This window comes from Brevundimonas sp. VNH65, assembly GCF_049445955.1.
GTDB lineage: Bacteria > Pseudomonadota > Alphaproteobacteria > Caulobacterales > Caulobacteraceae > Brevundimonas.
Map to the genome: position 1 here is coordinate 386,853 of NZ_JBMSDX010000002.1, position 21,625 is coordinate 408,477.

Sequence of the window (21,625 nt, forward strand, 5' to 3'; positions counted from 1 at the left end):
TCACCCCTCCGGATCAAAGGCGGGTCCGCCGACGGACTGGGGCGTGAACCAGCCGTCGTAGGCGCAGCGTCCCGCCACATCGACCTCGAAAACCGCCGCCCCGGCGGTGGGGAATCCGCCCGCCATCCGCTCCAGGATGGTCGGCGAGGCGGCGCTCTCGATCAGATACTCATGGGCGAGAATGTGGACGCCCGGATTGTGAGCCAGGACGATCAGACAGCCGGCCTGGTCCTCGGCCCCCTCGACGAAGGCGCGGATCGTCTCGGCCGGCGCATTGTAGAGGCCCGGTTCGAGTCGGACCTCGACGTCTCCGAACGCCTCCTGCGCCAGTTCCCACGTCTCGCGCGTGCGTTGGGCGGTTGAGACGATCGCCAGATCGGGACGCAGTCCCCGTTCCGCCAACGCCCGGCCGATGACGGCGGCCTCTTCTCGCCCGCGTGGAGACAGCGACCGGTCGCGGTCCAGGCCGGACGGCGCCGCGCGCTCCGCCTGGGCGTGTCGCATGAGGATCAGTCGGTGCATGACGCCCGTTTACGGGTGTTCGACGCCGCCCGCCAGCATCCGGCCAGGCGCGACCTCGTGATTTTTCCACGCCCGCTCACTCTGGCTTCCGCCGCGCGCGACCTCGCCGTACCGCCCGCTGGGCTGGGGCGCGAGGCCGGGAGCGGCCGCGGCGACCCTCTGGGTCGCGCCTCCCGGCCGGATCCGGGCATAGGCCTGACGCGAGGCCTCCAGCAGGATGACGCCGGCGGTTCCTGGCGCGACCGCCCCTCCCAGGCGCTCGATCCCGTCGGCAAGCCCCAGCAGGGGACGCCAAGGCGGCGTGTACAGGGTCTGGGACCAGGCCGTCGGCTCCAGGCCGACCTGACGCACCAGCCGTTCCATCTGCCCGCGCGTGAACGGACGCCCGTGGCCGAACGGCGTGGCCTCGGCGCGCGCCCACAGCCCTCCGCGCGCCGCCGCCGCGAGGATGACCCGCCCCGCCGGCGCCAGGGCGCGGACCGCCTCGGTCAGCAGCAGGATCGGATCGTCGGCCTCTTCCAGCGCATGGACCAGCAGGATGCGGTCGAATCCTCCGGCCGGAAACGGCAGACGGTTCTCATCGATCAGCAGGCTGCGATTGCGCCCGGTCGCGGGCCAGGTCTCCACGCCCTGCCGTCCCGGCATGGCGGCCACGACGCGTCGCGCGCCGACGAAGGCCCCCAGCCAGGGCGTGGCGTAGCCCAGTCCCAGCACGTCACACCCGTTCGCCTCACCCCAGGCGTCATTGAGGCGACGCGCGATCAGTCGCCGCACCAGGGCGCCGGTGGGCTCGCCGTAGAAGGCGCGAAGTTCGTCGATGCCGCGTCTCATCGGTCACACTATATGCGAAGAACGGACGTGCGTCCCTCGGGTCGCCGGGCTTCATCGGTCGATGGCTGCGGCGCTGCAAAAGGAGATTTCGATGGCGTTGAAGGTTCATCTCTTCCCCTGCCTGACGGACAACTACGGCTTTCTGGTCCGCGACGAAGCCTCCGGCGCCGTGGCGTCGGTCGACGCTCCGGACGGTCCGGCGATCCTGGCCATGCTCGAGCGATTGGGCTGGGGGCGACTGGACATGATCCTCAACACCCACTGGCACCCGGACCACACCCAGGGCGCCGCCATGATGCAGGCCGAAACGGGCTGCCAGATCGTCGGACCGGAAGAGTCGCGTCGCGTCTGCCCGGTCGATCGGGTCGTGGCGGGTGGAGAGGCGATCGCCTTGGGAGACACCACCTTCGACGTGTCCCACACGCCGGGCCACACCCTCGGCCATGTGGTCTTCCGTTCTGCCGCAGATCGGCTGGCCTTCGTCGGCGACGTGATCTTTCCCCTGGGCTGCGGCCGGCTGTTCGAGGGAACGCCGGATCAGATGTGGTCCAGCCTGCAGGCCGTCGCCGCCTGGCCGCACGACACGGCCCTGTTCGGCGCTCACGAATACGCCGCCGGCAACGCCCGCTTCGCCCTGACGCTCGATTCCCGTCCGGAGATGCAAGCCCATGCGCAGGCGATCTTTGCGCAGCGGGAGCGAAATCAGGCGACCGTGCCCACCACCGTTGGGATCGAGGCCGCGTTCAATCCGTTCCTGCGCGCGGCGGATGTTGCGGACTTCGCCGTCAGACGTCTCGCCAAGGATCAGTTCAAGGGCTGACCGGCGCGGTCAGTCGGCCGAAACCGTGCGGATGACCATGGCGGAGGACGGCCTGCCGGTCAGGCCGGAACCGGGGCGGACGGTGACCCGCAGGTCGCCGCGCTCGAACGTCACGCCCGGCGACCGACCCTCGACGATGGTCACCGACCGCAGCGATTCCAGCCGCCGGCGCAGGCTGGCCGAACCGGCCATCCGCATCACGGCGTCGGTGGTCACCATCAGGGCGTCCACGCACAGGGCCTCGTCCCGTTCGCCGTCCAGCTGGACGACGACGATGCGGCCCAGGGCGCGGCTCAGCTGTCCGCTGCGGCGGATCATCAGATCCGCCAGGGCGATCGGCCCCAGCATCGGCGGAGCCAGGGCCGGCGCCGCGCCACGGAAGCTGGCCGGACTTCCGGCGGGATTGCGCACCGAATACAGGGTCACGCCGCCGTCCGGCGTCACGCGCAGGATCTGGTCGCCGGTGTCGTTGCGATAGACGATGTCCCCGCGCGGCGCGGGGGTCCCGCGCAGAGCCCAGGTCTCGTTGCGGCTTTCGAACCTGAACAGCGGCCGCGATCCGGAACGGTCGAAGACGAAGCCCTCTCCGGCTTCCGACACATAGCGCCCCGTCGGCGGAAGCGTTCGGGTCGGGCGCGCGTCCGAGAGTCCGCGGGACTGTTCGGTCTGGACGTTGCCCCTGGTCTGGAACAGCGGCCAGGCCTCGGCGCGAGCCGACAGCCCCAGGGCGGACGCCGCAACGGCGGTCGCGACGGCGACGCGTGTCACCGCCGGCGAAATCGGCCTCGACGCCGCTTCGACCCGAACCCTGAAACTCATGGCCTCATGGGTTGCGGGGCGGCGGCGGCGGATTTTGGGCGAATCCGCGTCAACCGACCAGATATTGACCGCCGTTCAGGCTGAGGGTGCAGCCTGTGACATATCCGGCACGCTCGCCGCACAGCCAGGACACCATGTCGGCGATCTCCTCGCCCTTGCCCAGGCGACCGACCGGGATCTGGGCGATGATGCTGTCCAGCACCTTCTGGTCCATGGCGCCGACCATTTCGGTGTCGATGTAGCCGGGCGCGATGCAGTTCACAGTGACGCCCTTGCGCGCGTTCTCCAGGGCCAGCGCCTTGGTGAAGCCGATCATCCCCGCCTTGGCGGCGGAATAGTTGGCCTGGCCGATCTGCCCCTTCTGGCCGTTGATCGAGGAGATGTTGACGATCCGGCCATGGCCGCGATCACGCATGCCGTTGATGACCTGGCGCGTCATGTTGAAGACGCTGTCCATGTTCACGCGGATGACGTCCGACCACTGGTCGTGGCTCATCTTGTGGAAGAAGCCGTCCCGCGTGATGCCGGCGTTGTTGACCAGAACGTCCACGGGGCCGAGCGCCGCCTCGACCTCCGCCACCGCGCGGGCGCAGTCGTCGTAGGATCCGACATTGCCCTTCACCACCATCACGCCCAGTTCGCGCGCCGTGGCCTCAGCCGCCTCGGTGTTGCCGGAATAGCCGGCGGCCACCTCCAGCCCGTCTTCCTTCAGCCGCTGAACGATGGCCTTGCCGATGCCTCGGGTGCCGCCGGTGACGAATGCTACGCGCGTCATGCCTGTTCCTGTCCCTTGTTGAGCCCCGTCTGAACGCAGAGCCTTCGCAGAAGGTCTAACCCGACAATCTGCGCGCGAACAGGCGCCGTTACGCAGCTTTACCCATCTGGGAGATGTCGATGACGAACCGATAGCGGACGTCGGACTTCTCCAGCCGGGCATAGGCCTCGTTGATCTGGTCCGGCGCGATCACCTCGATGTCCGAGGCGATCCCGTGCTCGGCGCAGAAATCGAGCATCTCCTGGGTCTCGCGGATGCCGCCGATCAGGGATCCCGCGACCGAACGACGACGCCACAGCAGCGGCATGGCGAACACCGGCAGGCCCTCGGTTGTCAGGCCCAGCATGACCATGGTTCCATCACGCGCCAGCAGCTGCAGATGGCCCGCGATCTCATGTGTCGCTGAAACCGTATTAATGATCAGATCGAATTTCTCGGCCGCCGCCTTCATCGCGTCCTTGTCGGAGTTGATCAGAAAGTGCGCGGCGCCCATGCGCTCGGCGTCGGCCTTCTTGCGATCCGAGGTCGACAGGACGGTCACCTCGGCGCCCATGGCCACGGCCTGTTTCACCGCCATGTGGCCCAGTCCGCCCAGCCCCACCACGGCCACCTTCGATCCCGGCCCCACCTTCCAGTGCCTCAGCGGCGAATAGGTGGTGATGCCCGCGCACAGCAGCGGCGCGGCGGCGTCCAGCGGCAGAGCGTCCGGGATCGACAGGACATAGTTCTGGTCCACGACGATGGCGTCGGAATAGCCGCCCTGGGTGATCGTCTGGCCGACCGCGGCGCCTTTGGGATCAGCCGAGCCATAGGTCTGGGTCATGCCCGGCACGCAGTACTGCTCCTCGCCCTCGCGGCAGGAGACGCAGGTGCGGCAGCTGTCCACCATACAGCCCACGCCGACGCGGTCCCCGATCTTGAACCGGGTCACATTCTCACCGACGGCCGTCACCACCCCGGCGATCTCGTGGCCGGGAACGATGGGGTAGCGGGTGTTGCCCAGGTCGTTTTTCACGATGTGGACGTCGGAGTGGCAGACGCCGGCGAACTTGATCGCGACGGCCACATCGTCCGGCCCCGGATCGCGGCGATCGAAGCTGTAGGGCGTCAGCGGCGAGGACGAATCCGTGGCGGCGAAGGCGCGGGTGGCGATGGGCATGGGAAACCTCCTTCAGGGCTGAGCGACAGTTGTGTCATCGCGTCGCCCGGCACAAGATCAGCGGCGCGAACGGAGACTGAAATGTCCGAGACCGAACGTCTTCGCCCCATCGTCCTCGCTCCCGGCGAAGGCCGAGCCTATGCGCTCGGCGCCATGAGCGCGGTGTTCAAGGCCGACGAGGCGGAGACCGGCGCGGCCTATTCGATTTCCGAGTGGTTTCTCGAACCGCACAGTTCGGGTCCCGGTCCGCACAGCCACGTCGATCACGACGACATCTTCTACGTCATAGAGGGGGTCATGAGCGTGCGGGTCGCGACGACTGGGTTGATGCGGGCGTCGGCGCCTTCGTGCGCGCCCCGGCAGGGGTTGTCCACGACTTCGCCAATCGCTCGGACCGGCGCGCGGGCGTGCTCAACATCTACATTCCCGGCGGCTTCGAACGCGACATGGCCGGTATCGTCGAATGGTTCGAGACCCAACCCAGGCCTTGACCTCTCAACCCAGCTTTTTGATCAGGGCCTGGGCCGCCGCCGGATTGCGCACCTTCGCCCCTGCGATGAAATAGGCGAACACGTCGCCGCCCCGCGCCCAGGCCCGGCTCTGATCGGCGACCGCATCCAGTTCCGCCGACGTCATCCCCGTCGGCTCCTCCTCGCGGCTCGACATCAGCCGGGCGTATCTGAAGTCTGCTGTTTGCTGATCGATCCGCGGCCATTCCGGCGCCTCGTCATCCACGGCATAGACGATGGCCGCGCCGTATTTCGTCGCCAGGTCATAGAATTCCGGCGTCTCGAACGTCGGGCTGCGCACCTCCAGGGCGTGGCGCAGGCGAAGACCGTCCTTCTCCTTCGGCAACAGCTTCAGAAACCCCTCGAAGTCGACCGGATCGAACCTCTTCGTCGCCATGAACTGCCAATTGATCGGCCCCAGCTTGGGCCCCAGCGCCGTCAGCCCCTGATCCAGGAAGCGGTCGAAGCTCTCCTTGCCGTCCGACAGCACCTTGCGGTTGGTGCAGTAGCGGCTGGCCTTGACCGAAAACACGAAGCCGTCCGGCGTCTCGTCCCGCCACTTCATCCAGCTGTCGGGCTTGAAGGTCGAATAATAGGTGCCGTTGATCTCGATCGAGGTCAGGGCGCGGCTGGCGAACTCCAGCTCCCGCTTCTGGGTCAGCCCCTCCGGATAGAAGACCCCCCGCCACGGCTCATAGGTCCAGCCGCCTATGCCAGCATAGATGGAGTGGGGCATTCAGATGTCTCCTATGGGATCATCAATCCAGTTCTCGGCCGCATGGCGCACGCGCAGGATGACAACACCGTCCGACGCATCTTCATAGATCACCACATGGGCCTTGAACGAGAAGGCCCGGACGGGAGGAACGATCTCCGACCTGACTCTCGCAATACCTGGATAGTCCGCAAGTCTTTGAAACAGGGCATGCAGGTCGTCGTGATAGCGATCCGCCTGCGGCTCCCCGAACATGTCATGGCCCTGAAGATAGACCGCCAGAATGTCGTCATCGGCCCGCCGCGTGAGCCGATAGACGCTCATGCAGCGGCATCGCGCGCCGCGATCCGCGCCTTCGCGTCGGCTCGGATGTCTTCCATGGTGCGCTCGCTCAGCCCGCTCGCCCGGGCGTCATCGACGAGCTGCTGCATATGCGCGATCTTCTCCGCCTTGATCTGCTCCCTGCGGATCAGGTCGCGCACATAGTCGCTGGAGTTGGCGTAGCGCCCATCGGCGCTCTGGGCCTCGACCCAGGCCTTCATCTGATCCGGCAGTGAGATGTTCATCGTGGCCATGGCGACAAGGGTCCGCCCGATGGCAAACCTTGTCAAGGGCGGGTCGTCACGCCGACCTTTGCTTGATCGGCGCCGCGCCGTCCGCCAGGGACTCGTTCAGATAGACCTCGGCCTCCTGCGGCGGCAGGGCGGGCGCATAGCCGAAACCTTGGCCGTAGTGGCAGTGATCGGCCAGCAGCAGCCCGGCCAGATGGGCGTTCTCGACCCCCTCGGCCACGACCTCCAGCGCCAGATCGCGCCCCAGGTTGACGACCGACTTGACGATCTTGGCCGACCCCTCGTCCTTGTCCATGGTCAGGACGAAGTAGCGGTCGATCTTGAGCGTATCGAATGGCAGCCGCGCCAGATAGGACAGCGACGAGAAGCCGGTGCCGAAATCGTCCAGGGCGAGGGAGGCCCCCACCTCCTTCAGCCGACGCAACACCTTGGCCGAGGCCTCGGTGTCGCGCATGATGTCGCCCTCGGTCACCTCGAGCTTCAGCGCGCCGCGCGGCAGGCCGGCCTCCTTGATGATCCGCTCGACGTCCTCGACCAGATAGGGCCGTTCGATCTCCCCCACCGACAGATTGACGCTGCAGAACAGCCGCCCCGCCTTGGGATGACGCCGCAGCCATTCGGCCAGTTGGCGCGCGGACTGGGTCATCATCATCAGACCCAGTTCGTGCATCAGCCCCATTTCCTCGGTCAGGCTGAGGAATTCGTCGGGCGGCACCAGACCGCGCTTGCCGTGCCGCCAACGCGCCAGGGCTTCGAACCCGGCCACCGCGCCGGTGTTCAGATTGACGATCGGCTGGAAGAAGGGCCCGATCTCGCCGCGCACGAAGGCGTTCCTGAGATCCGCTTCCATGGCCAGACGCGACAGGCTGTCCCGTTCCAGCGCCCGCCCATAGGCGGCCTGGCCGCCGCGTCCCGCCGCCTTGGCCTGGCCCATAGCCAGTTCGGCGCGGCGCAGCAGTTCGGCCGCGTCCGGCGCATCGGCGCCGCCGTCGCACACCACCGATCCGATGGACACCGTGGGATAGATGTCGAAGCCGGCGACCCGAAGCGGCTGCTGCAGGGCGTCCCGCATCCGCTCGGCCGCCCCGCCCGCGTCCCGACGCACCACCACGGCGAACTCGTCCTCGCCGATCCGGGCCGGCGCCTCGTCCGGCTGGAAGGCCGCCGCCAGGCGCGAGCCGAGCGCCGACAGGATCAGGTCGGCCCGTTCATGGCCGAGGGCCTCGTTCAGTCGCCTCAGCCGGTCGACGTCAGCGACGATCATCTCGTGTTCCGTCGGCGCGGCCAGGATTTCGGTCGCACGGGAGAGGAAGCCCCGGCGATCCAGCAGGCCGGTCAGGCTGTCGTTCTCTGCGGCGCCCGATCGGGCCTCTCGCGCCACGATGCCTGCGGCGCGCAGACCGTCTTCCAGCCAGACGCCGCGCCAGAGACAGGTCTCCGACCCTCTCATCCGCAGGCGAATGACCACGGGCGTGCCCTCCGCCTTGGGTGAGAGCAGGCTTTCGGCCAGCGCCCGGTCCTGCGGCAGGGCCACGGCGACAAAGGCGGCGCCTGAACATTCGGGTGCCAGCGGTCCGACACCCAGGGCGTGGGTGGCCCCGGTCAGGCGCAGGGAGTCCTCGGCCGGCGTCCAGACCCAAAGGGCCGACTCGGCGGCGGCCAGGGCCTCGATCGCCATGGTCGCGTCCCAGGTCAGGCTTCTGGATCGCGAGAGGGTCAAGGTGTGATTCTAAATCCCTAGGGGCGGCCGGGGTCGTGCGCCCCGTCGCCGGAAGTCACGTCTTCCGACAACAGGCCGAACAGCAGATGATCTGCCCATTGACCGTTAATTTTAAGATAAGCCCGGGCTTCGCCCTCGCAGCGGAAGCCCGCCTTTTCCAGCACCCGCCGAGAGGCGGCGTTGGTGGGCAGGCAGGAGGCTTCCAGCCGATGCAGCTTCAGGCGGTCGAAGGCGTGGCCCGCGACGGCCCGGACGGCGGCGGTCGCATGGCCTCGCCCGGCGTGCGGTTGACCGATCCAGTAGCCGAGGGTGCCGGTCTCGGCGACGCCGCGCCGGATGTTCGACAGGGTCACGGCCCCGACCAGCCGGTCGCCGCTCCAGTCCCCATCGGTCTTTTCGAAGATGAAGAAGGGCCAGGCGTTGCCCAGCTCCATTTCGCGCGCATAGACGGCCAGGCGGCGTCGAAAGGCGGCCCGTGTCAGGTCATCGTCCGGCCAGGCCGGCTCCCAGGGCTGCAGATAGCCCCGCGACGCCTCACGCAGGCTGGACCAGGCGGGATAGTCGCCCGCCCGCGGCGTCCGCAACAGGACGCCGTCGCCCCGGATCACCGGGCCGGCCGCATCGATCATCCAGTCCAGCAGGGCCATGGGCGCGGAGGTTAACCCGACGCGAGGCTCCGGCCAAAGGCGGCCCCTGCCCCGGCCGCCGCGCGGGGCCCCAGGACGGCCGTCGCCGACAGGCCGGAGGCCAGCATCCGCCCTCCCACCTCGACCACCTCGTCGCGTGTCAGGGCCTGAATCCGGGCGACGGAGTCCTCGGCGGAGACAGGCGCGCCGTGAATCAGGGTCTGGGCGGCGTTCGTGGCCGATCGCGCGGCCGGCCGTTCCTCATGCATCCAGTGGCCGGCGACAAACCCCATCTTGGATCGCGCCAGTTCGGCCTCCCCCGGCCCTTCGTCCGCCAGACGACGGATCTCGGTCGCGCAGAGTTCCGCCAGTTCGGTCGCACGATCTGCGGCGGCGCCGGCGAAGACGCCGATGAAGCCGGCGTCGTCATAGGCCTCGACATAGGCGTCCACGGCATAGGCCAGGCCGCGCTCCTCGCGCGCCGACTGGAACAGGCGCGAAGCCATGCCTCCGCCGAGGATGTCGGCGAACACGCGTGCGGCCGGGAAGGCGGGATCCACCGCACTGACGGCGGGGATCTGGAAGACCAGATTGGCCTGTTCGATCCGGCGCGCCAGCCGGGCCTCCCCACCGACGAAGCGTGCGGCGTCAGGGACCTCGGTCTCGGCGGAGGGCTCCGAACCGAACCATTCTTCCGCCAGCCGCAGCAGCTCGTCTTCATCGACGGCCCCCGACACGGCGACCACCATGCGGTCCGGCGCATAGAGGCGGGCGCGCCAGTCGGCCATGTCGGCCCGGGTCGCGGGCGCCAGGCTGGCGATCGAGCCCAGGATCGGCCGACCCAGGGCCTGGCTGGCGAAGGCTCTCGTCTGGGCCATTTCGAACACATGGTCGTCCGGCGTATCGAAGGCCTCGGCGATCTCCTGGGCGACGACGTCCTTCTCGCGCTCGACCTCATCCGGATCGAGCGTGGGCCGGAACACCAGATCGGACATGACCTGCAGGGCCAGCGGCAGCGAGCCGTCCAGACCGCGGACGTCGAAGCTGGTCCGCTCATAGCCCGTGGAGGCGTTGATGGAGCCGCCCTCAGCCTCGATCCGCTCGACGATCTCGCGCGCGCTCATCTCTCCGGCGCCCTTGAACACCAGATGCTCCAGGAAGTGAGACCAGCCGGATCGGGCCTCATCCTCCCATCGCGCGCCGCCACGCACGGCCACCGTGGCCGACAAGGTGCGCAAGCCCGGCATCGGGTCGCACACGACGCGCACGCCGTTCGACAGGGTATGCAGCCGGCTTGTCAGGGGATGTCTCCAGGTTCGGCCGCGTCCGGACGCAGGCGGCGCAGAAGCAGGGCCAGATAGACTCCGGCCAGCACGATCGCCAGTCCGAACCAGGTCAGGGCATAGCCGAAATGATTGTTTGAGAAGGCGGCCGGCGGCGCCGAAGGCTTCAGGTCGGCGATCTCCGGATTGGTCGTGGCCAGGGCGTAGAGGGTGAATTCCCCGACCGCCGATGCGCCGAGCGCCCGCCCCATGGCGGCGCCGTCACGCGCGTAGAATCGCCCGCCGGACGGCGCCGGGGTCAAGGGTCCGGGCGGCGGCGATCGGCGCAGTTGCGCCAGGATCGACAGCGGCATGGCGGCCGACGCCTCGATCTTCGGCCGCACCGCCTGCCCTCCGGTCTCGACGTCGGCGATGAAGCCACGATCCAGCAGCAGCGGCGCCTCCAGCCCCGGCGCCCGGCACAGGGAGATCAATCGCGCGCCGGGCCGCCCCTCGGCGTCGATCGACTGGAGCTCGACGAAAGGCGCGGTCGACGCCCCCGGACAGACTGCAAGGACGCGCCGGAACTCCGGGTCGCCGGGCGTGGCCAGAACCTCGGGGAGCGGCGCCGGCGGCAGGCTCGAGGCGGCGTCGGACGCGGCGATCAGACCCATCTTCCAGTGCAGTCGCTGCACCTGCCAGACGCCAAGGGTGATCAGCAACGCCAGCAGCGCGGCCGTCGCCAGGGTCAGGATCCAGGGGAAGCGGGAGGCGGTCACGCGACACGGCTCCGGTGCTGCAGGGCGATCATCAGCGCCTTGCCCGGCCGCATCAGGCCGATCGCCAGGACGGCGACCAGCGGCGGCCAGATCAGCAGATGCAGCCAGATCGGCGGATGCCAGGCGATCTCGAAGGCGAGCGCCGAGAAGCCGACCAGGAAGCCCGCGATCTGCATGATGAAGGTCGCGGGACCATCGCCCGTCTCGATCGCCTTAAGGTCCAGACCGCATACGTCGCACGCGGGTCGAACCTTGAGGAAACCCGCAAACACCGGTCCCTCGCCGCACCGGGGACACCGGCAAAGCAGACCGGCCCGGATCGGGTCGATCCGGGCCGGCGCGCTGATGTGAGAGTCGGTTCCCATCGTCACCCGCGAAACGCGGGGGCTCAGCCGAAGGCGACGTAGACGAAGGCGAACAGGAACAGCCAGACCACGTCCACGAAATGCCAGTACCAGGCCGCCGCCTCGAAGCCGAAATGCTGCTTCGGCGTGAAGGCCCCGCCCATCAGACGCAGCAGGCAGACCGCCAGGAAGATGGTCCCGACCAGAACGTGGAAACCGTGGAAACCCGTGGCCATGAAGAAGATCGAGCCATACAGGCCCGAGTTGGCGGCGGCCTCGTTGAAGAAAAGGTTCTCGTGGAGGATCTCGTAGTATTCGTAGGCCTGGATCAAGGTGAAGAAGACACCCAGGGCGATGGTCAGGCCCAGGGCCAGCCTGGCGTCCTTGCGGTTGCCGTCGATGATCGCCTGGTGCGCCCAGGTGACCGTCGTGCCCGACAGCAGCAGGGTGATGGTGTTCAGCAGCGGCAGGTGCCAGGCGTCGATCGTTTCGACGCCCTTGGGCGGCCAGGTGGACCAGGCGGCCGCCGTGTCGGCCCAGGTTCCGACCTCAGGGACGTGCGTCCGGGCCTGATCGAACAGGCTCATTTCGAAGAACATCCAGAAGAAGGCGGCGAAGAACATGATCTCCGAGGCGATGAACAGCACCATGCCGTAGCGCAGGCCGATCGCCACCACCGGCGTATGATCGCCCTGGTTGGCCTCCTTGACCACGTCCGCCCACCACAGGCCCATGCCGCCGACGGTCAGGATCAGGCCGACGAAGAACAGCCAGTGGGTTCCGGCCGGCAGGCCGAACACGCCCTTCATCCAGGCGACGGCGCCCACCATCATCACCACCGAGGCGGCCGAGCAGAACAGCGGCCAGATGCTGGGATTGACCAGATGGTAGTCGTGTTTCGGAGCGGCGTGCGAATCGGCCATTGGGGTCTCTTGCAGCGGTCGAGAGTCTCTTTGGATGGGCTATAGCCCATTTTCCGCTCAGGTCGAGCGGGGGCGGTTCAAAAAGCGGCGGAAGCGTGGCCCGGCGTTGGCCTCAAGCCTTCCGGCCCGGATCCCGCGTTCCGTCCGGCGGGCCGTCCTTGGACGGATAGAAGGTGTAGCTGAGGGTGATCTCGGTCGCCCCCCGCGCCTCGGCGTCGGTGGCCAGTTCCGGGGCCACGAAATACTGGATGGGGAATTTCATCGTCCCGCCCGCCGGAATGATCTGCTCATCGAAGCAGAAACACTGCAGCTTCTGGAAATAGGGGCCGGTGTGCTCGGGCACGACGTTATAGCCGGCGCGCGCCCGGATCGGCTGGTCGGAGGTATTGGTGACATCGAAATAGGCCATGCCCGTCTCGCCGATCCGCACGCGCTGCGTGGTCTGTTCGGCGCGGAAAACCATCGGCAGATCGCGCACATTGGTGTCGAAACGGATCATCACCGTGCCGTCCAGCACCCGATCCGGCGCCTTGTCGGCGCGGCGCACCGTGCCGTCGAAGCCGGTGACCTGACAGAACAGCTGATACAGGGGCACGGCCGCGAAGGCCGCGCCGGTCATGAAGACCACGCCGGCCGCGCAGGCCAGGGCGATGGCGTTCTGGCGCTTCACGGCCGCGCCTCGCCGGGCTGGACGGGGGCGGCTGCCGGTGCGGGGGTCAGGGCCTGCCGCGCGGCCTTCTGATTGTGCTGCATCCGCAGGAAAGTGGTCGTGAACAGCAACACCATGAAGGCCACCAGCCCTAGGGCGATCCACACGTTGCGACGCTTGCGCGCGGCCAGCTCCTCGGGCGTCAGGCGGATATAGGCGGGGCGTTGGGTGTCGGTCGTCGGCGCCATGGCGGTTCCTCAGAAACTGAGCGGCGTCGCGCCGGTCAGGTGTTCGACCAGCAGGGCCGCGAACAGGGCCATCAGATACAGGATCGAGAAGGCGAACAGATTGCGCGCCGGTTTGGCCTCGGCGCGCACGTCATACAATGCGGCCTCGCGTCCCACAGCCTCGGCCTTGTCCGGCGCCTCGCCGGCACGCGATCGCCACAGCCGCGCCGCCAGACCCAGAAAGCCCAGACCGCCCGCGGCCGACACCGCCAGATAGATCCAGCCGCCCATGCCGACCAGGGCCGGGGCCACCGCGACCGGCACGAAGATCAGCGAATAGATCAGGATCTGCAGCCGGGTGGATTTCGCCCCCCGCGCTACAGGCATCATCGGAATGCCCGCCTTGGCGTAGTCGCCGGCCGAATACAGGGCCAGGGCCCAGCTGTGCGGCGGGGTCCACAGGAAGATGATCAGGAACAGCAGCCAGGCCTGCCACGGCGCGCCGCCCGTCGCCGCCGCCCAGCCGATGACGGGCGGCAGGGCGCCCGCCGCCCCGCCGATGACGATGTTCTGGGGCGTCCGCCGCTTCAGCAACAGGGTGTAGAAGCCGGCGTAATAGGCGATGGTCAGGGCCAGCAGGCCGCCTGCCAGCCAGTTGGTGTTCATGCCCAGCAGCATCACCGAGAACAGACTCAGGATCATGCCGAAGGCCATGGCGTCGTTCTTGCGCACGCGTCCGGCCGCGACGGGCCGGCCGCGCGTGCGTCGCATCAGGGCGTCGGTCTCGCCCTCCAACGCCATGTTCAGGGCCCCGGCGGCGCCCGCCCCCACGGCGATGCACAGGACGGCGATCGCCCCGACCAGCAGGTTCACATCCCCCGGCGCCGCCACCAGGCCGGTGAAGCCTGTGAACACCACCAGCGACATGACGCGCGGCTTCAACAGCTGGAAATAGTCCTCCGGCTGGGCGGTCGATACGAGCGGGGCGGGTTTTGCGGTCATGGGTTCAAAAGGCGAAGGCCGCCCTTCCCCACTTGGAAAGGACGGCCCCCTTTAACATGTGGCGACGATCAGTGGTGCTCGTCGTCCTGCTTGACCACCGGCAGTTCGTTGAACTGGTGGAACGGCGGCGGCGAGGGCAGGGTCCACTCCAGGGTGGTGGCGCCTTCGCCCCACGGATTGGCCTCCGCCGGACGGCGACGGATCATCGCCTCGATCAGCATCACCAGGAAGACGCCGACCCCGACCAGAGTGATGACATAACCCACCGACGAGACGTGGTTCCAGAAGGTGTAGGCCTCCGGATAGTCGATGTAGCGACGCGGCATGGCCTGCAGACCCAGGAAGTGCTGCGGGAAGAAGATCACGTTCACGCCGACGAACATGATCCAGAAATGCAGGGCGCCGAGGAACTCGTTGTACTTCACCCCGAACATCTTCTCGAACCAGTAGTAGAAGCCCGCGAAGATGGCGAAGACGGCGCCCAGCGACAGCACATAGTGGAAGTGCGCCACGACATAGTAGGTGTCGTGCAGGCTGTAATCGATGCCGGCGTTCGACAGGACCACGCCGGTCACGCCGCCCACGGTGAACAGGAAGATGAAGCCGATCGCCCACAGCATGGGCGTCTTGAAGCTGATCGAGCCGCCCCACATGGTCGCGATCCAGCTGAAGATCTTCACGCCCGTGGGCACGGCGATGATCATGGTCGCGGCCACGAAATAGGCGCGCAGATTCACGCTCATCCCGACCGTGTACATGTGGTGCGCCCACACGATGAAGCCGACGAAGCCGATGGCCACCATGGCGTAGGCCATGGCCAGATAGCCGAACACGGGCTTGCGGCTGAAGGTCGAGACGATGTGGCTGATGATGCCGAAGCCCGGCAGGATCAGGATGTAGACCTCGGGGTGCCCGAAGAACCAGAACAGGTGCTGGAACATCACCGGGTCGCCGCCGCCGGCGGGATCGAAGAAGCTGGTGCCGAAGTTGCGGTCGGCCAGCAGCATGGTGATGGCGCCGGCCAGGACCGGCAGCGACAGCAGTAGCAGGAAGGCGGTGATCAGCACCGACCAGGCGAACAGCGGCATCCGGTGCAGGGTCATGCCCGGCGCGCGCATGTTGAAGATGGTGGTGATGAAGTTGATGGCGCCGAGAATCGAGCTGGCGCCCGCGATGTGCAGCGAGAAGATGGCCAGATCCATCGCCGGGCCGGTGTGGCCGTTGGTCGAGAGCGGCGGATAGATGGTCCAGCCGCCCCCGAAGCCCTTGCCGGGCCCGCCGTCGACGAACAGCGACATGATCAGCAGCACCCAGGCCGCGACCAGCAGCCAGAAGGAGACGTTGTTCATGCGCGGGAAGGCCATGTCCGGCGCGCCGATCATCAGCGGCACGAACCAGTTGCCGAAGCCGCCGATCATGGCCGGCATGACCATGAAGAAGATCATGATCAGGGCGTGGCCGGTGACCACGACGTTATAGCCGTGCTTGGACTGCTCCACGAGGCCCAGCAGCTGGACGCCCGATCCTTCGGTGAAGATCTGGATGCCCGGCTCGGCCAGTTCCCAGCGGATCAGGCCGGACAGGGCGCCGCCCACGATGCCCGCCATGATGGCGAACAGCAGGTACAGGGTGCCGATGTCCTTGTGGTTGGTGGACAGGAACCAGCGGGTGAAGAAGCCCGGCTTGTGGTCGTGATCATGCGCGGCGTGGCCGTGATCTTCGAGAACGGCGCGTTCGGCGGTGGTGTCGGTGGCCATGGTCTTGCGGCTCGCGATTACTGGGCCGGGGCCGCGGCGGGCGCGGCGGGGGCAGGCGAAGCGGGGGCGGCCGGAGCCGCATCGGTCGGGGCCGGAGCCGCCGCGGCGGCGGCTTCGGCGGTGACCGCGGACGGCGCGGCGGCGACGGCGGCCGCTGCGGCGGCTTCATCGGCGGCCTTGGTCATGGATCCGCCCTTGGACGCGACCCAGGCGGCGAACTCGGCCTCGGTGACGACACGGACCTCGATCGGCATGAAGGCGTGATCGACGCCGCACAGTTCCGAGCACTGGCCGTAGAAGGTGCCGGTGCGCTCGGCCTTGAACCAGATGTGGTTGGTGCGGCCCGGAACGGCGTCGATCTTCACCCCGAAGGCCGGAACGGCGAAGGCGTGGATCACGTCGGCGGCGGTCACCAGGACCTGGACCGTCTTGCCGACCGGCACCACCAGCGGCTCGTCGGCAGCCAGGCGGAACGGCACGCCCCGCGCCTTGGCCTGGTCTTCCGGCAGCATGTTGGAGACGTATTCGGCGATGCCCTGATCCGGGTACTCGTAGCCCCAGTTCCACTGGTTGCCTGTCGCCTTCACCGTCAGGTCCGGCGTCGGCATGTTGTTGTAGGCGAACAGCAGGCGGAACGAGAACAGCGAGATCACCAGCAGGATCACCACCGGGGCCACGGTCCAGATCACCTCGATCGCCGTATTGTGGCTCCAGCGCGCCGGGACCGGATTGCGCTTCTTGTTGTAGCGGATGACGATCCACACCAGCAGGCCCAAGACCAGCAGGCTGATGGCCGTGATCACCGGCAGCAGGATGATGTCGTGGAACCAGGCGGCGTCATGCTTCAGCGACGACGCGCCTTCCTGCAGGCCGATCGCGCCGGGGGTCGGCTGACCCATCAGCGGTTGCGCCCAGGTCGGGGTCGCGGAAAGGACGGCGAAAGCGGCGCCGGTCATCAGCCCCCCGGCCGCTTTCAGGGCTCGTCTGCCCAGTTCCATGCGGAAATCCTCTTTTAGCCAAGGGCGTCAGGCAGTTGCGATCCGCTCGCAACTCCCGCCCGACCTGAAAAGCACATTCGCGCGGTCCATATCGGCTGTCTCGACGCTTGCCAAGCGATCAACTGGACATAACGGCCAAGGCCCCTACGGAACCGCGACGATTAAATCGCTGTCATGTTTGAACAGCTACCTTGCATTGATAAATACCTTGCCGTAGTCAGTGGCCATGCAAAGGAGGCCACATGCCGCCCGACACCATTGAAATCCAGTTGAAGAAGGGAGTGCTGGGCCTGTGTGTCCTGTCGCTCCTGAACCGCGGGGACAACTACGCCTATGAGATCGCCAGCCGCCTGTCGGACGCGATCGACATGGGCGAAGGCACCATCTACCCGCTGATGCGCCGCATGCAGACCGACGGTCTGGTGGAGACCTATCTGGTCGAAAGCACCGCCGGCCCGCCGCGCAAATACTATCGGCTGACCGACCAGGGCCGTTCGGCTCTCGAAGGCCAGACCGCCGACTGGCGCACCTTCACCGCGGCGGTCGACGCCGTGCTGGACGGCGCGCCGCCCAACAAGAACATCCCGGCCGAGGCTGCCGCCGACGCCGTTCCCGCAGGAGACGCCCAATGACCCGCGCCGAATTCATGGCCCGGCTGAGGCAAGGTCTGGTCGGACTGCCGACCGCCGTGGCCCAGGACATCCTCAACGACTATGAGGCCCATTTCGAGGACGGCGCCCAGGCGGGACGCAGCGAGGCCGAGGTCTCCGCCGCGCTCGGCGACCCCGACCGTCTGGGCCGCGAGCTCAAGGCCGAGGCCGGCGTCAAGCGCTGGCGCCAGGAACAGACCCCCTCGGCCGCGGCCGGCGCCGTCTTCGCCGTCCTGGGCCTCGGCGCCATCGACATCCTGATCCTGCTCCCCCTGCTGATGAGTGTCATCGGCGTGCTGTTCGGCCTGATGATGGCGGCGGTCGGCCTGTTCGTGGGCGGCGGCGCGGTCATGGTGGTCGGTCCCTTCGCCAGCTTTCCGGGCGGCGCCTTCGCGGCCTTCCTGGCCGGACTGGCGATGATGGCGGCCTCCGTGGCCTTCGGCGCGATCCTGGCCGTCCTGACCGTCTGGCTGGTCAACGGCCTGGTCTGGTTCGCCCGCCTCCACTACCGGCTGCTCAAGCCGGCCCTTGATCCGCAAACCCCGGCGAGCCCCTCGGCCGCCGCTCCGTTCACGGGAGATCCGGCATGATCCGCACCCTGTTCATCATCGCCGGGGCCGCCTTCGTCCTGGCCCTGGCGTCCGCCGCCGGCGCCCTGGCCCTGGGCGGGCGCGACCTGGCCCGGCACGGCTGGAACTGGACGTTCCACGACGGCGACGGCGACTCGGTTTCCTTCATCCGCACCGACGGGCGCGACGCCGGCCCCGAGGCCAGCCGCACCCTGGCCTGGTCGGGCGGCGAACGGCTGATCCTCGACCTGCCCTATGACGTCGAGTATGTGCAGGGTTCGACCTCGGGCATCAGCGTCACCGGCCCTTCGGACCGTGTCGACCTGATCCGGCTGGAGGGCGACCGCCTGACCGCCGACCGGCCCGCCGGCCCGACCCACGAACGCGTCTACTTCGGTCGCCACCGCGACGGCCGGGGCGTCTGGGTCGACGGCGACGATCTGCGCATCGTCGTCACCGCCCCCTCGGTCGCCCGCTTCGTCCTCAACGGCTCCTCGGACCTGCGCATCCGCGACTACGACCGGCCGGAACTGGCGATCGAGATCAACGGCTCCGGCGACGTGCGCGCCGACGGCCGGACCCAGCGGCTGACCCTCACCGGCTCCGGCTCGGGCGACGCCGAGCTCCAGGCGCTGGACGCCGAACAGGTCATGGCGACCCTCGACGGCTCCGGCGGCGCCCGCATCGCCCCGCGCGCCTCCGCCGACCTGACCCTGTCCGGGTCCGGCGACATCGAGCTGACCACCCGGCCCGGCTCCCTGCGCCAGTCGGTCACCGGCTCGGGCGAGGTGCATCAGGACTGACCCCCTGACCGGACCCCGGCGATCCCCCTCTTTCCCCCGGTTATCCACCGCCTCGCGCCGATCACGCCCCCTCTCCTCACCGGTGGAGGGGGCGTTTTCGTGCGCGGTAAACAGCCCCTTAACCCTGTCGCGCGACAACGGGCGGTCCGCTCGCCGCCTATCCGAAGAAGGGGTTCGCATGTCCGCCGTCCTGACCCTCGGCGCCCGCACCTGGGCCGGCGCCCGCATTCTGTGGGACGCCCCCTTCATGGTGCGCTTCCGGGGCGTGCTCCAGGTCCTGCTGGCCTTGCTTCTGATCGCGGCCCTGATCTCCTGGAACCCCGCCGACCCCAGCCTGAACGCCGCCTCCTCGGCGCCGGCGACCAACTGGCTGGGCGGCGGCGGCGCCGTCTTCGCCGACCTGGCCCTGCAGTCGATCGGCCTGGCCGCCTGGCCGGCGGCGGCCCTGGCGATCGCCTTCGGTCTGGCTACGGCGGTGGGCGAGGCCCTGCAGCAGCGCCTCCAGCCGACGCCCTTCAAGGCCCTAATCGCCGCCGGCGGCGTTCTGTGCCTTTCCGCCGCCCTCTCGACCCTGGCGGCGCCCGCCGCCTGGCCCCTGGCCGCCGGGCTGGGCGGCCTTTGGGGCGACGGCATTTCGGGACTGCTCGCGTCGGGCGTCACGGCCCTGGGCATCCCGCTCGCCGGCCTGTGGGTGGGGCTCCTGTTCGCCGGTCTCGGCCTGATCGCCTGCGGACACGCGGCCGGCCTGCGCTGGCGCGATCTGGGCGAAGGCCTCAACTGGGCCTCAGGCGCCCGTCGCAATCTTCCGCTAGGCCCCGCGCCACAGCCCGCGGCCAAGCCCAAACCCCGGCCCCGTCCTGCGCCCGCCGAACGCGCCCCGCTCGTCATGCCGGAGATCGAAGCCGACGGTCCGGCGCCGTGGGAGGACGACGCCGCGCCCACCCTGGTCCCGGCCCCGACCTCCGCGCCGTCGGCCGTGGCGCCGCGCGCCCTGGACGCCGAACCTCGTGTCGCCGCCCCCAAGGCCGCCAAGCCGAAGAAGGCCGTCGACGACGACCAGACCTCGTTCGAATTCACCCGACCGGAAGGCGCATTCGACCTTCCGCCGCTCGGCATCCTGACCAAGCCGCAGGCCCGCACCGGCGCCGTGGATGAGGCCGCCCTGAAGCAGAACGCCAAGATGCTGGAAGGCGTGCTGCAGGAATTCGGCGTGCGCGGCGCGATCGACCAGATCCGCCCCGGCCCCGTGGTCACCCTCTATGAACTGGTCCCGGCCCCCGGCGTGAAGCACGGACGGGTGGTGGCCCTGGCCGACGACATCGCCCGCTCCATGTCCGCCCGCGCCTGCCGCATCTCGGTGGTCCAGGGGCGCAACGCCATCGGCATCGAACTGCCCAACGCCAAGCGCGAAACCGTCTATCTGCGCGATCTTCTGGCCTCGACCGAGTTCGACAAGAAGGGCCACCTCTTGCCCCTGGCCCTGGGCGAGACCATCGGCGGCGAGCCCTATGTCGCCGACCTGGCGCGCATGCCCCACCTGTTGATCGCGGGCACCACCGGCTCGGGCAAATCAGTCGGGGTCAACGCCATGATCCTGTCGATCCTCTATCGGCACAGCCCGGCCGACTGCCGCTTCATCATGATCGACCCCAAGATGCTGGAGCTATCCGTCTATGACGGCATCCCGCACCTTCTGGCGCCGGTCGTCACCGATCCCAAGAAGGCGGTCGTCGCCCTGAAGTGGACGGTCAAGGAGATGGAGGACCGCTATCGCCGCATGTCCAAACTGGGCGTGCGGAACGTCGCCTCCTACAACGAGCGCGCCCGCGAGGCGCAGGCCAAGGGCGAGCATTTCGAACGCACCGTCCAGACCGGCTTCGACGAACAGGGCCGCCCGGTCTATGAGTCCGAGAAAATCCGTCCCGAGCCCATGCCCTATCTGGTCGTGGTCATGGACGAGATGGCCGACCTGATGCTGGTCGCCGGCAAGGACGTCGAAGGCGCCGTCCAGCGTCTGGCCCAGATGGCGCGCGCCGCGGGCATCCACCTGATCATGGCCACCCAGCGCCCGTCGGTGGACGTCATCACCGGCACCATCAAGGCCAACTTCCCTACGAGGATATCCTTCCAGGTCACCTCCAAGATCGACAGCCGCACCATCCTGGGCGAACAGGGCGGCGAACAGCTGCTCGGCCAGGGCGACATGCTCTATATGGCCGGCGGCGGCCGCATCACCCGCCTGCACGGCCCGTTTGTGGGCGACAACGAGGTCGAGGAGGTCTGCAAGCATCTGCGCGCCCAGGCCGAGCCCGACTATCTCGACCTGATCACCGACGATCCGGACGGAGACGCCGACGGCGGCTTCGACGAGGGCGGGAACGGCGGGCCCGGCGACGACCTCTACGATCGGGCCGTGGCCGTGGTCACCCGCGACCGCAAGGCCTCGACCTCCTACGTCCAGCGCCGCCTGCAGATCGGCTACAACCGCGCCGCCTCCCTGATCGAGCGGATGGAACAGGAAGGCGTTGTGTCTCCCGCCAACCACGCCGGCAAGCGCGACGTCCTGGCCGGCCCGCCGCCGATGGGGTGAGGCG

General features: G+C 68.4%; 25 protein-coding genes. 6 read left to right on the forward strand and 19 right to left on the reverse strand.

Annotated features, from left to right (window positions below; translation table 11 throughout):
- Together ACO2Q1_RS05680 and ACO2Q1_RS05685 are read right to left on the reverse strand one after the other, a co-directional pair.
- Positions 1 to 522: a SixA phosphatase family protein gene (locus ACO2Q1_RS05680; RefSeq protein ID WP_423328570.1), complete on the reverse strand. Its 522-nt coding sequence runs from the start codon at positions 520 to 522 to the stop codon at positions 1 to 3.
- A 9-nt stretch (positions 523 to 531) separates the two neighbouring features.
- The gene (locus ACO2Q1_RS05685; protein ID WP_423328571.1) at positions 532 to 1,353 is read right to left on the reverse strand and encodes a class I SAM-dependent methyltransferase; all 822 of its coding nucleotides are present in this window, start codon (positions 1,351 to 1,353) and stop codon (positions 532 to 534) included.
- A 91-nt stretch (positions 1,354 to 1,444) separates the two neighbouring features.
- Between ACO2Q1_RS05685 and gloB the strand changes: the two genes are divergently transcribed.
- Positions 1,445 to 2,173, forward strand: a complete 729-nt coding sequence (gene gloB / locus ACO2Q1_RS05690) for a hydroxyacylglutathione hydrolase (RefSeq protein WP_423328572.1) — start codon at positions 1,445 to 1,447, stop codon at positions 2,171 to 2,173.
- Between the two features lie 9 nt (positions 2,174 to 2,182).
- On the opposite strand, the gene ACO2Q1_RS05695 is transcribed toward gloB, so the two are convergent.
- From ACO2Q1_RS05695 to ACO2Q1_RS05705, 3 genes are all read right to left on the reverse strand, one after another.
- Positions 2,183 to 2,992: a DUF4908 domain-containing protein gene (locus ACO2Q1_RS05695; protein WP_423328573.1), complete on the reverse strand. Its 810-nt coding sequence runs from the start codon at positions 2,990 to 2,992 to the stop codon at positions 2,183 to 2,185.
- Between the two features lie 49 nt (positions 2,993 to 3,041).
- On the reverse strand, positions 3,042 to 3,767 hold the full coding sequence (phbB, locus tag ACO2Q1_RS05700; protein WP_423328574.1) for an acetoacetyl-CoA reductase: 726 nt from the start codon (positions 3,765 to 3,767) through the stop codon (positions 3,042 to 3,044).
- 88 nt (positions 3,768 to 3,855) lie between these two features.
- Entirely contained in the window at positions 3,856 to 4,926 is a 1,071-nt protein-coding gene (locus ACO2Q1_RS05705) for an NAD(P)-dependent alcohol dehydrogenase (RefSeq protein ID WP_423328575.1), read from the reverse strand.
- A gap of 347 nt (positions 4,927 to 5,273) precedes the next feature.
- Between ACO2Q1_RS05705 and ACO2Q1_RS05710 the strand changes: the two genes are divergently transcribed.
- Positions 5,274 to 5,417, forward strand: coding sequence for a hypothetical protein (locus tag ACO2Q1_RS05710; RefSeq protein ID WP_423328576.1), 144 nt, complete (start codon positions 5,274 to 5,276; stop codon positions 5,415 to 5,417).
- Between the two features lie 4 nt (positions 5,418 to 5,421).
- On the opposite strand, the gene ACO2Q1_RS05715 is transcribed toward ACO2Q1_RS05710, so the two are convergent.
- The 14 genes from ACO2Q1_RS05715 to coxB form a co-directional block, all read right to left on the reverse strand.
- A complete protein-coding gene (locus ACO2Q1_RS05715) occupies positions 5,422 to 6,171 on the reverse strand; it encodes a DUF72 domain-containing protein (protein WP_423328577.1) in 750 nt (249 codons plus the stop codon).
- A complete protein-coding gene (locus tag ACO2Q1_RS05720) occupies positions 6,172 to 6,474 on the reverse strand; it encodes a type II toxin-antitoxin system RelE/ParE family toxin (RefSeq protein ID WP_423328578.1) in 303 nt (100 codons plus the stop codon). It abuts the gene before it with no gap.
- On the reverse strand, positions 6,471 to 6,725 hold the full coding sequence (locus tag ACO2Q1_RS05725; RefSeq protein WP_423328579.1) for a type II toxin-antitoxin system ParD family antitoxin: 255 nt from the start codon (positions 6,723 to 6,725) through the stop codon (positions 6,471 to 6,473). The genes ACO2Q1_RS05720 and ACO2Q1_RS05725 overlap by 4 nt, the downstream gene beginning before the upstream one ends.
- 46 nt (positions 6,726 to 6,771) lie before the next feature.
- Positions 6,772 to 8,442 (reverse strand): putative bifunctional diguanylate cyclase/phosphodiesterase, encoded by a 1,671-nt coding sequence (locus ACO2Q1_RS05730; RefSeq protein ID WP_423328580.1) that lies wholly within the window; start codon positions 8,440 to 8,442, stop codon positions 6,772 to 6,774.
- Between the two features lie 17 nt (positions 8,443 to 8,459).
- Positions 8,460 to 9,089, reverse strand: coding sequence for a GNAT family N-acetyltransferase (locus ACO2Q1_RS05735; protein ID WP_423328581.1), 630 nt, complete (start codon positions 9,087 to 9,089; stop codon positions 8,460 to 8,462).
- A gap of 11 nt (positions 9,090 to 9,100) precedes the next feature.
- Entirely contained in the window at positions 9,101 to 10,315 is a 1,215-nt protein-coding gene (locus ACO2Q1_RS05740) for a M16 family metallopeptidase (RefSeq protein WP_423328582.1), read from the reverse strand.
- 50 nt (positions 10,316 to 10,365) lie between these two features.
- Positions 10,366 to 11,109: an SURF1 family protein gene (locus tag ACO2Q1_RS05745; protein ID WP_423328583.1), complete on the reverse strand. Its 744-nt coding sequence runs from the start codon at positions 11,107 to 11,109 to the stop codon at positions 10,366 to 10,368.
- Positions 11,106 to 11,474 carry a DUF983 domain-containing protein gene (locus ACO2Q1_RS05750; protein WP_423328584.1) on the reverse strand — a complete coding sequence of 123 codons (369 nt, stop codon included), beginning with the start codon at positions 11,472 to 11,474 and terminating at the stop codon, positions 11,106 to 11,108. The genes ACO2Q1_RS05745 and ACO2Q1_RS05750 overlap by 4 nt, the downstream gene beginning before the upstream one ends.
- Positions 11,475 to 11,497: 23 nt before the next feature.
- The gene (locus ACO2Q1_RS05755; protein ID WP_423328585.1) at positions 11,498 to 12,376 is read right to left on the reverse strand and encodes a cytochrome c oxidase subunit 3; all 879 of its coding nucleotides are present in this window, start codon (positions 12,374 to 12,376) and stop codon (positions 11,498 to 11,500) included.
- Between the two features lie 112 nt (positions 12,377 to 12,488).
- Entirely contained in the window at positions 12,489 to 13,046 is a 558-nt protein-coding gene (locus tag ACO2Q1_RS05760) for a cytochrome c oxidase assembly protein (protein WP_423328586.1), read from the reverse strand.
- A complete protein-coding gene (locus ACO2Q1_RS05765) occupies positions 13,043 to 13,273 on the reverse strand; it encodes a hypothetical protein (RefSeq protein ID WP_423328587.1) in 231 nt (76 codons plus the stop codon). The genes ACO2Q1_RS05760 and ACO2Q1_RS05765 overlap by 4 nt, the downstream gene beginning before the upstream one ends.
- 9 nt (positions 13,274 to 13,282) lie before the next feature.
- Complete coding sequence (cyoE, locus tag ACO2Q1_RS05770) at positions 13,283 to 14,254, reverse strand: heme o synthase (protein WP_423328588.1); 972 nt, start codon at positions 14,252 to 14,254, stop codon at positions 13,283 to 13,285.
- Positions 14,255 to 14,322: 68 nt separating this feature from the next.
- The gene (gene ctaD, locus ACO2Q1_RS05775) at positions 14,323 to 16,011 is read right to left on the reverse strand and encodes a cytochrome c oxidase subunit I (RefSeq protein ID WP_423328589.1); all 1,689 of its coding nucleotides are present in this window, start codon (positions 16,009 to 16,011) and stop codon (positions 14,323 to 14,325) included.
- 17 nt (positions 16,012 to 16,028) lie between these two features.
- Positions 16,029 to 17,009 carry a cytochrome c oxidase subunit II gene (gene coxB, locus ACO2Q1_RS05780; RefSeq protein ID WP_423328590.1) on the reverse strand — a complete coding sequence of 327 codons (981 nt, stop codon included), beginning with the start codon at positions 17,007 to 17,009 and terminating at the stop codon, positions 16,029 to 16,031.
- 242 nt (positions 17,010 to 17,251) lie between these two features.
- On the opposite strand from coxB, the gene ACO2Q1_RS05785 reads away from it, so the two are divergent.
- The 4 genes from ACO2Q1_RS05785 to ACO2Q1_RS05800 all read left to right on the forward strand — a co-directional run bounded on the left by ACO2Q1_RS05785 (position 17,252) and on the right by ACO2Q1_RS05800 (position 21,621).
- Positions 17,252 to 17,641: a PadR family transcriptional regulator gene (locus tag ACO2Q1_RS05785; RefSeq protein ID WP_423328591.1), complete on the forward strand. Its 390-nt coding sequence runs from the start codon at positions 17,252 to 17,254 to the stop codon at positions 17,639 to 17,641.
- On the forward strand, positions 17,638 to 18,249 hold the full coding sequence (locus ACO2Q1_RS05790; protein ID WP_423328592.1) for a DUF1700 domain-containing protein: 612 nt from the start codon (positions 17,638 to 17,640) through the stop codon (positions 18,247 to 18,249). Before ACO2Q1_RS05785 ends, ACO2Q1_RS05790 begins: the two co-directional genes overlap by 4 nt.
- Entirely contained in the window at positions 18,246 to 19,031 is a 786-nt protein-coding gene (locus ACO2Q1_RS05795) for a GIN domain-containing protein (protein WP_423328593.1), read from the forward strand. Before ACO2Q1_RS05790 ends, ACO2Q1_RS05795 begins: the two co-directional genes overlap by 4 nt.
- Before the next feature lie 178 nt (positions 19,032 to 19,209).
- Complete coding sequence (locus tag ACO2Q1_RS05800) at positions 19,210 to 21,621, forward strand: DNA translocase FtsK 4TM domain-containing protein (RefSeq protein WP_423328594.1); 2,412 nt, start codon at positions 19,210 to 19,212, stop codon at positions 21,619 to 21,621.
- The last annotated feature ends 4 nt before the right edge of the window (positions 21,622 to 21,625 follow it).

Bases quoted from the DNA above. Each gene is read 5' to 3' on its own strand.
- ACO2Q1_RS05680 (WP_423328570.1), bottom strand. From the start codon at position 522: ATGCACCGACTGATCCTCATGCGACACGCCCAGGCGGAGCGCGCGGCG.
- ACO2Q1_RS05685 (WP_423328571.1), bottom strand. From the start codon at position 1,353: ATGAGACGCGGCATCGACGAACTTCGCGCCTTCTACGGCGAGCCCACC.
- gloB (WP_423328572.1), top strand. From the start codon at position 1,445: ATGGCGTTGAAGGTTCATCTCTTCCCCTGCCTGACGGACAACTACGGC.
- ACO2Q1_RS05695 (WP_423328573.1), bottom strand. From the start codon at position 2,992: ATGAGTTTCAGGGTTCGGGTCGAAGCGGCGTCGAGGCCGATTTCGCCG.
- phbB (WP_423328574.1), bottom strand. From the start codon at position 3,767: ATGACGCGCGTAGCATTCGTCACCGGCGGCACCCGAGGCATCGGCAAG.
- ACO2Q1_RS05705 (WP_423328575.1), bottom strand. From the start codon at position 4,926: ATGCCCATCGCCACCCGCGCCTTCGCCGCCACGGATTCGTCCTCGCCG.
- ACO2Q1_RS05715 (WP_423328577.1), bottom strand. From the start codon at position 6,171: ATGCCCCACTCCATCTATGCTGGCATAGGCGGCTGGACCTATGAGCCG.
- ACO2Q1_RS05720 (WP_423328578.1), bottom strand. From the start codon at position 6,474: ATGAGCGTCTATCGGCTCACGCGGCGGGCCGATGACGACATTCTGGCG.
- ACO2Q1_RS05725 (WP_423328579.1), bottom strand. From the start codon at position 6,725: ATGGCCACGATGAACATCTCACTGCCGGATCAGATGAAGGCCTGGGTC.
- ACO2Q1_RS05735 (WP_423328581.1), bottom strand. From the start codon at position 9,089: ATGGCCCTGCTGGACTGGATGATCGATGCGGCCGGCCCGGTGATCCGG.
- ACO2Q1_RS05740 (WP_423328582.1), bottom strand. From the start codon at position 10,315: ATGCCGGGCTTGCGCACCTTGTCGGCCACGGTGGCCGTGCGTGGCGGC.
- ACO2Q1_RS05750 (WP_423328584.1), bottom strand. From the start codon at position 11,474: ATGGGAACCGACTCTCACATCAGCGCGCCGGCCCGGATCGACCCGATC.
- ACO2Q1_RS05755 (WP_423328585.1), bottom strand. From the start codon at position 12,376: ATGGCCGATTCGCACGCCGCTCCGAAACACGACTACCATCTGGTCAAT.
- ACO2Q1_RS05765 (WP_423328587.1), bottom strand. From the start codon at position 13,273: ATGGCGCCGACGACCGACACCCAACGCCCCGCCTATATCCGCCTGACG.
- cyoE (WP_423328588.1), bottom strand. From the start codon at position 14,254: ATGACCGCAAAACCCGCCCCGCTCGTATCGACCGCCCAGCCGGAGGAC.
- ctaD (WP_423328589.1), bottom strand. From the start codon at position 16,011: ATGGCCACCGACACCACCGCCGAACGCGCCGTTCTCGAAGATCACGGC.
- coxB (WP_423328590.1), bottom strand. From the start codon at position 17,009: ATGGAACTGGGCAGACGAGCCCTGAAAGCGGCCGGGGGGCTGATGACC.
- ACO2Q1_RS05785 (WP_423328591.1), top strand. From the start codon at position 17,252: ATGCCGCCCGACACCATTGAAATCCAGTTGAAGAAGGGAGTGCTGGGC.
- ACO2Q1_RS05790 (WP_423328592.1), top strand. From the start codon at position 17,638: ATGACCCGCGCCGAATTCATGGCCCGGCTGAGGCAAGGTCTGGTCGGA.
- ACO2Q1_RS05795 (WP_423328593.1), top strand. From the start codon at position 18,246: ATGATCCGCACCCTGTTCATCATCGCCGGGGCCGCCTTCGTCCTGGCC.
- ACO2Q1_RS05800 (WP_423328594.1), top strand. From the start codon at position 19,210: ATGTCCGCCGTCCTGACCCTCGGCGCCCGCACCTGGGCCGGCGCCCGC.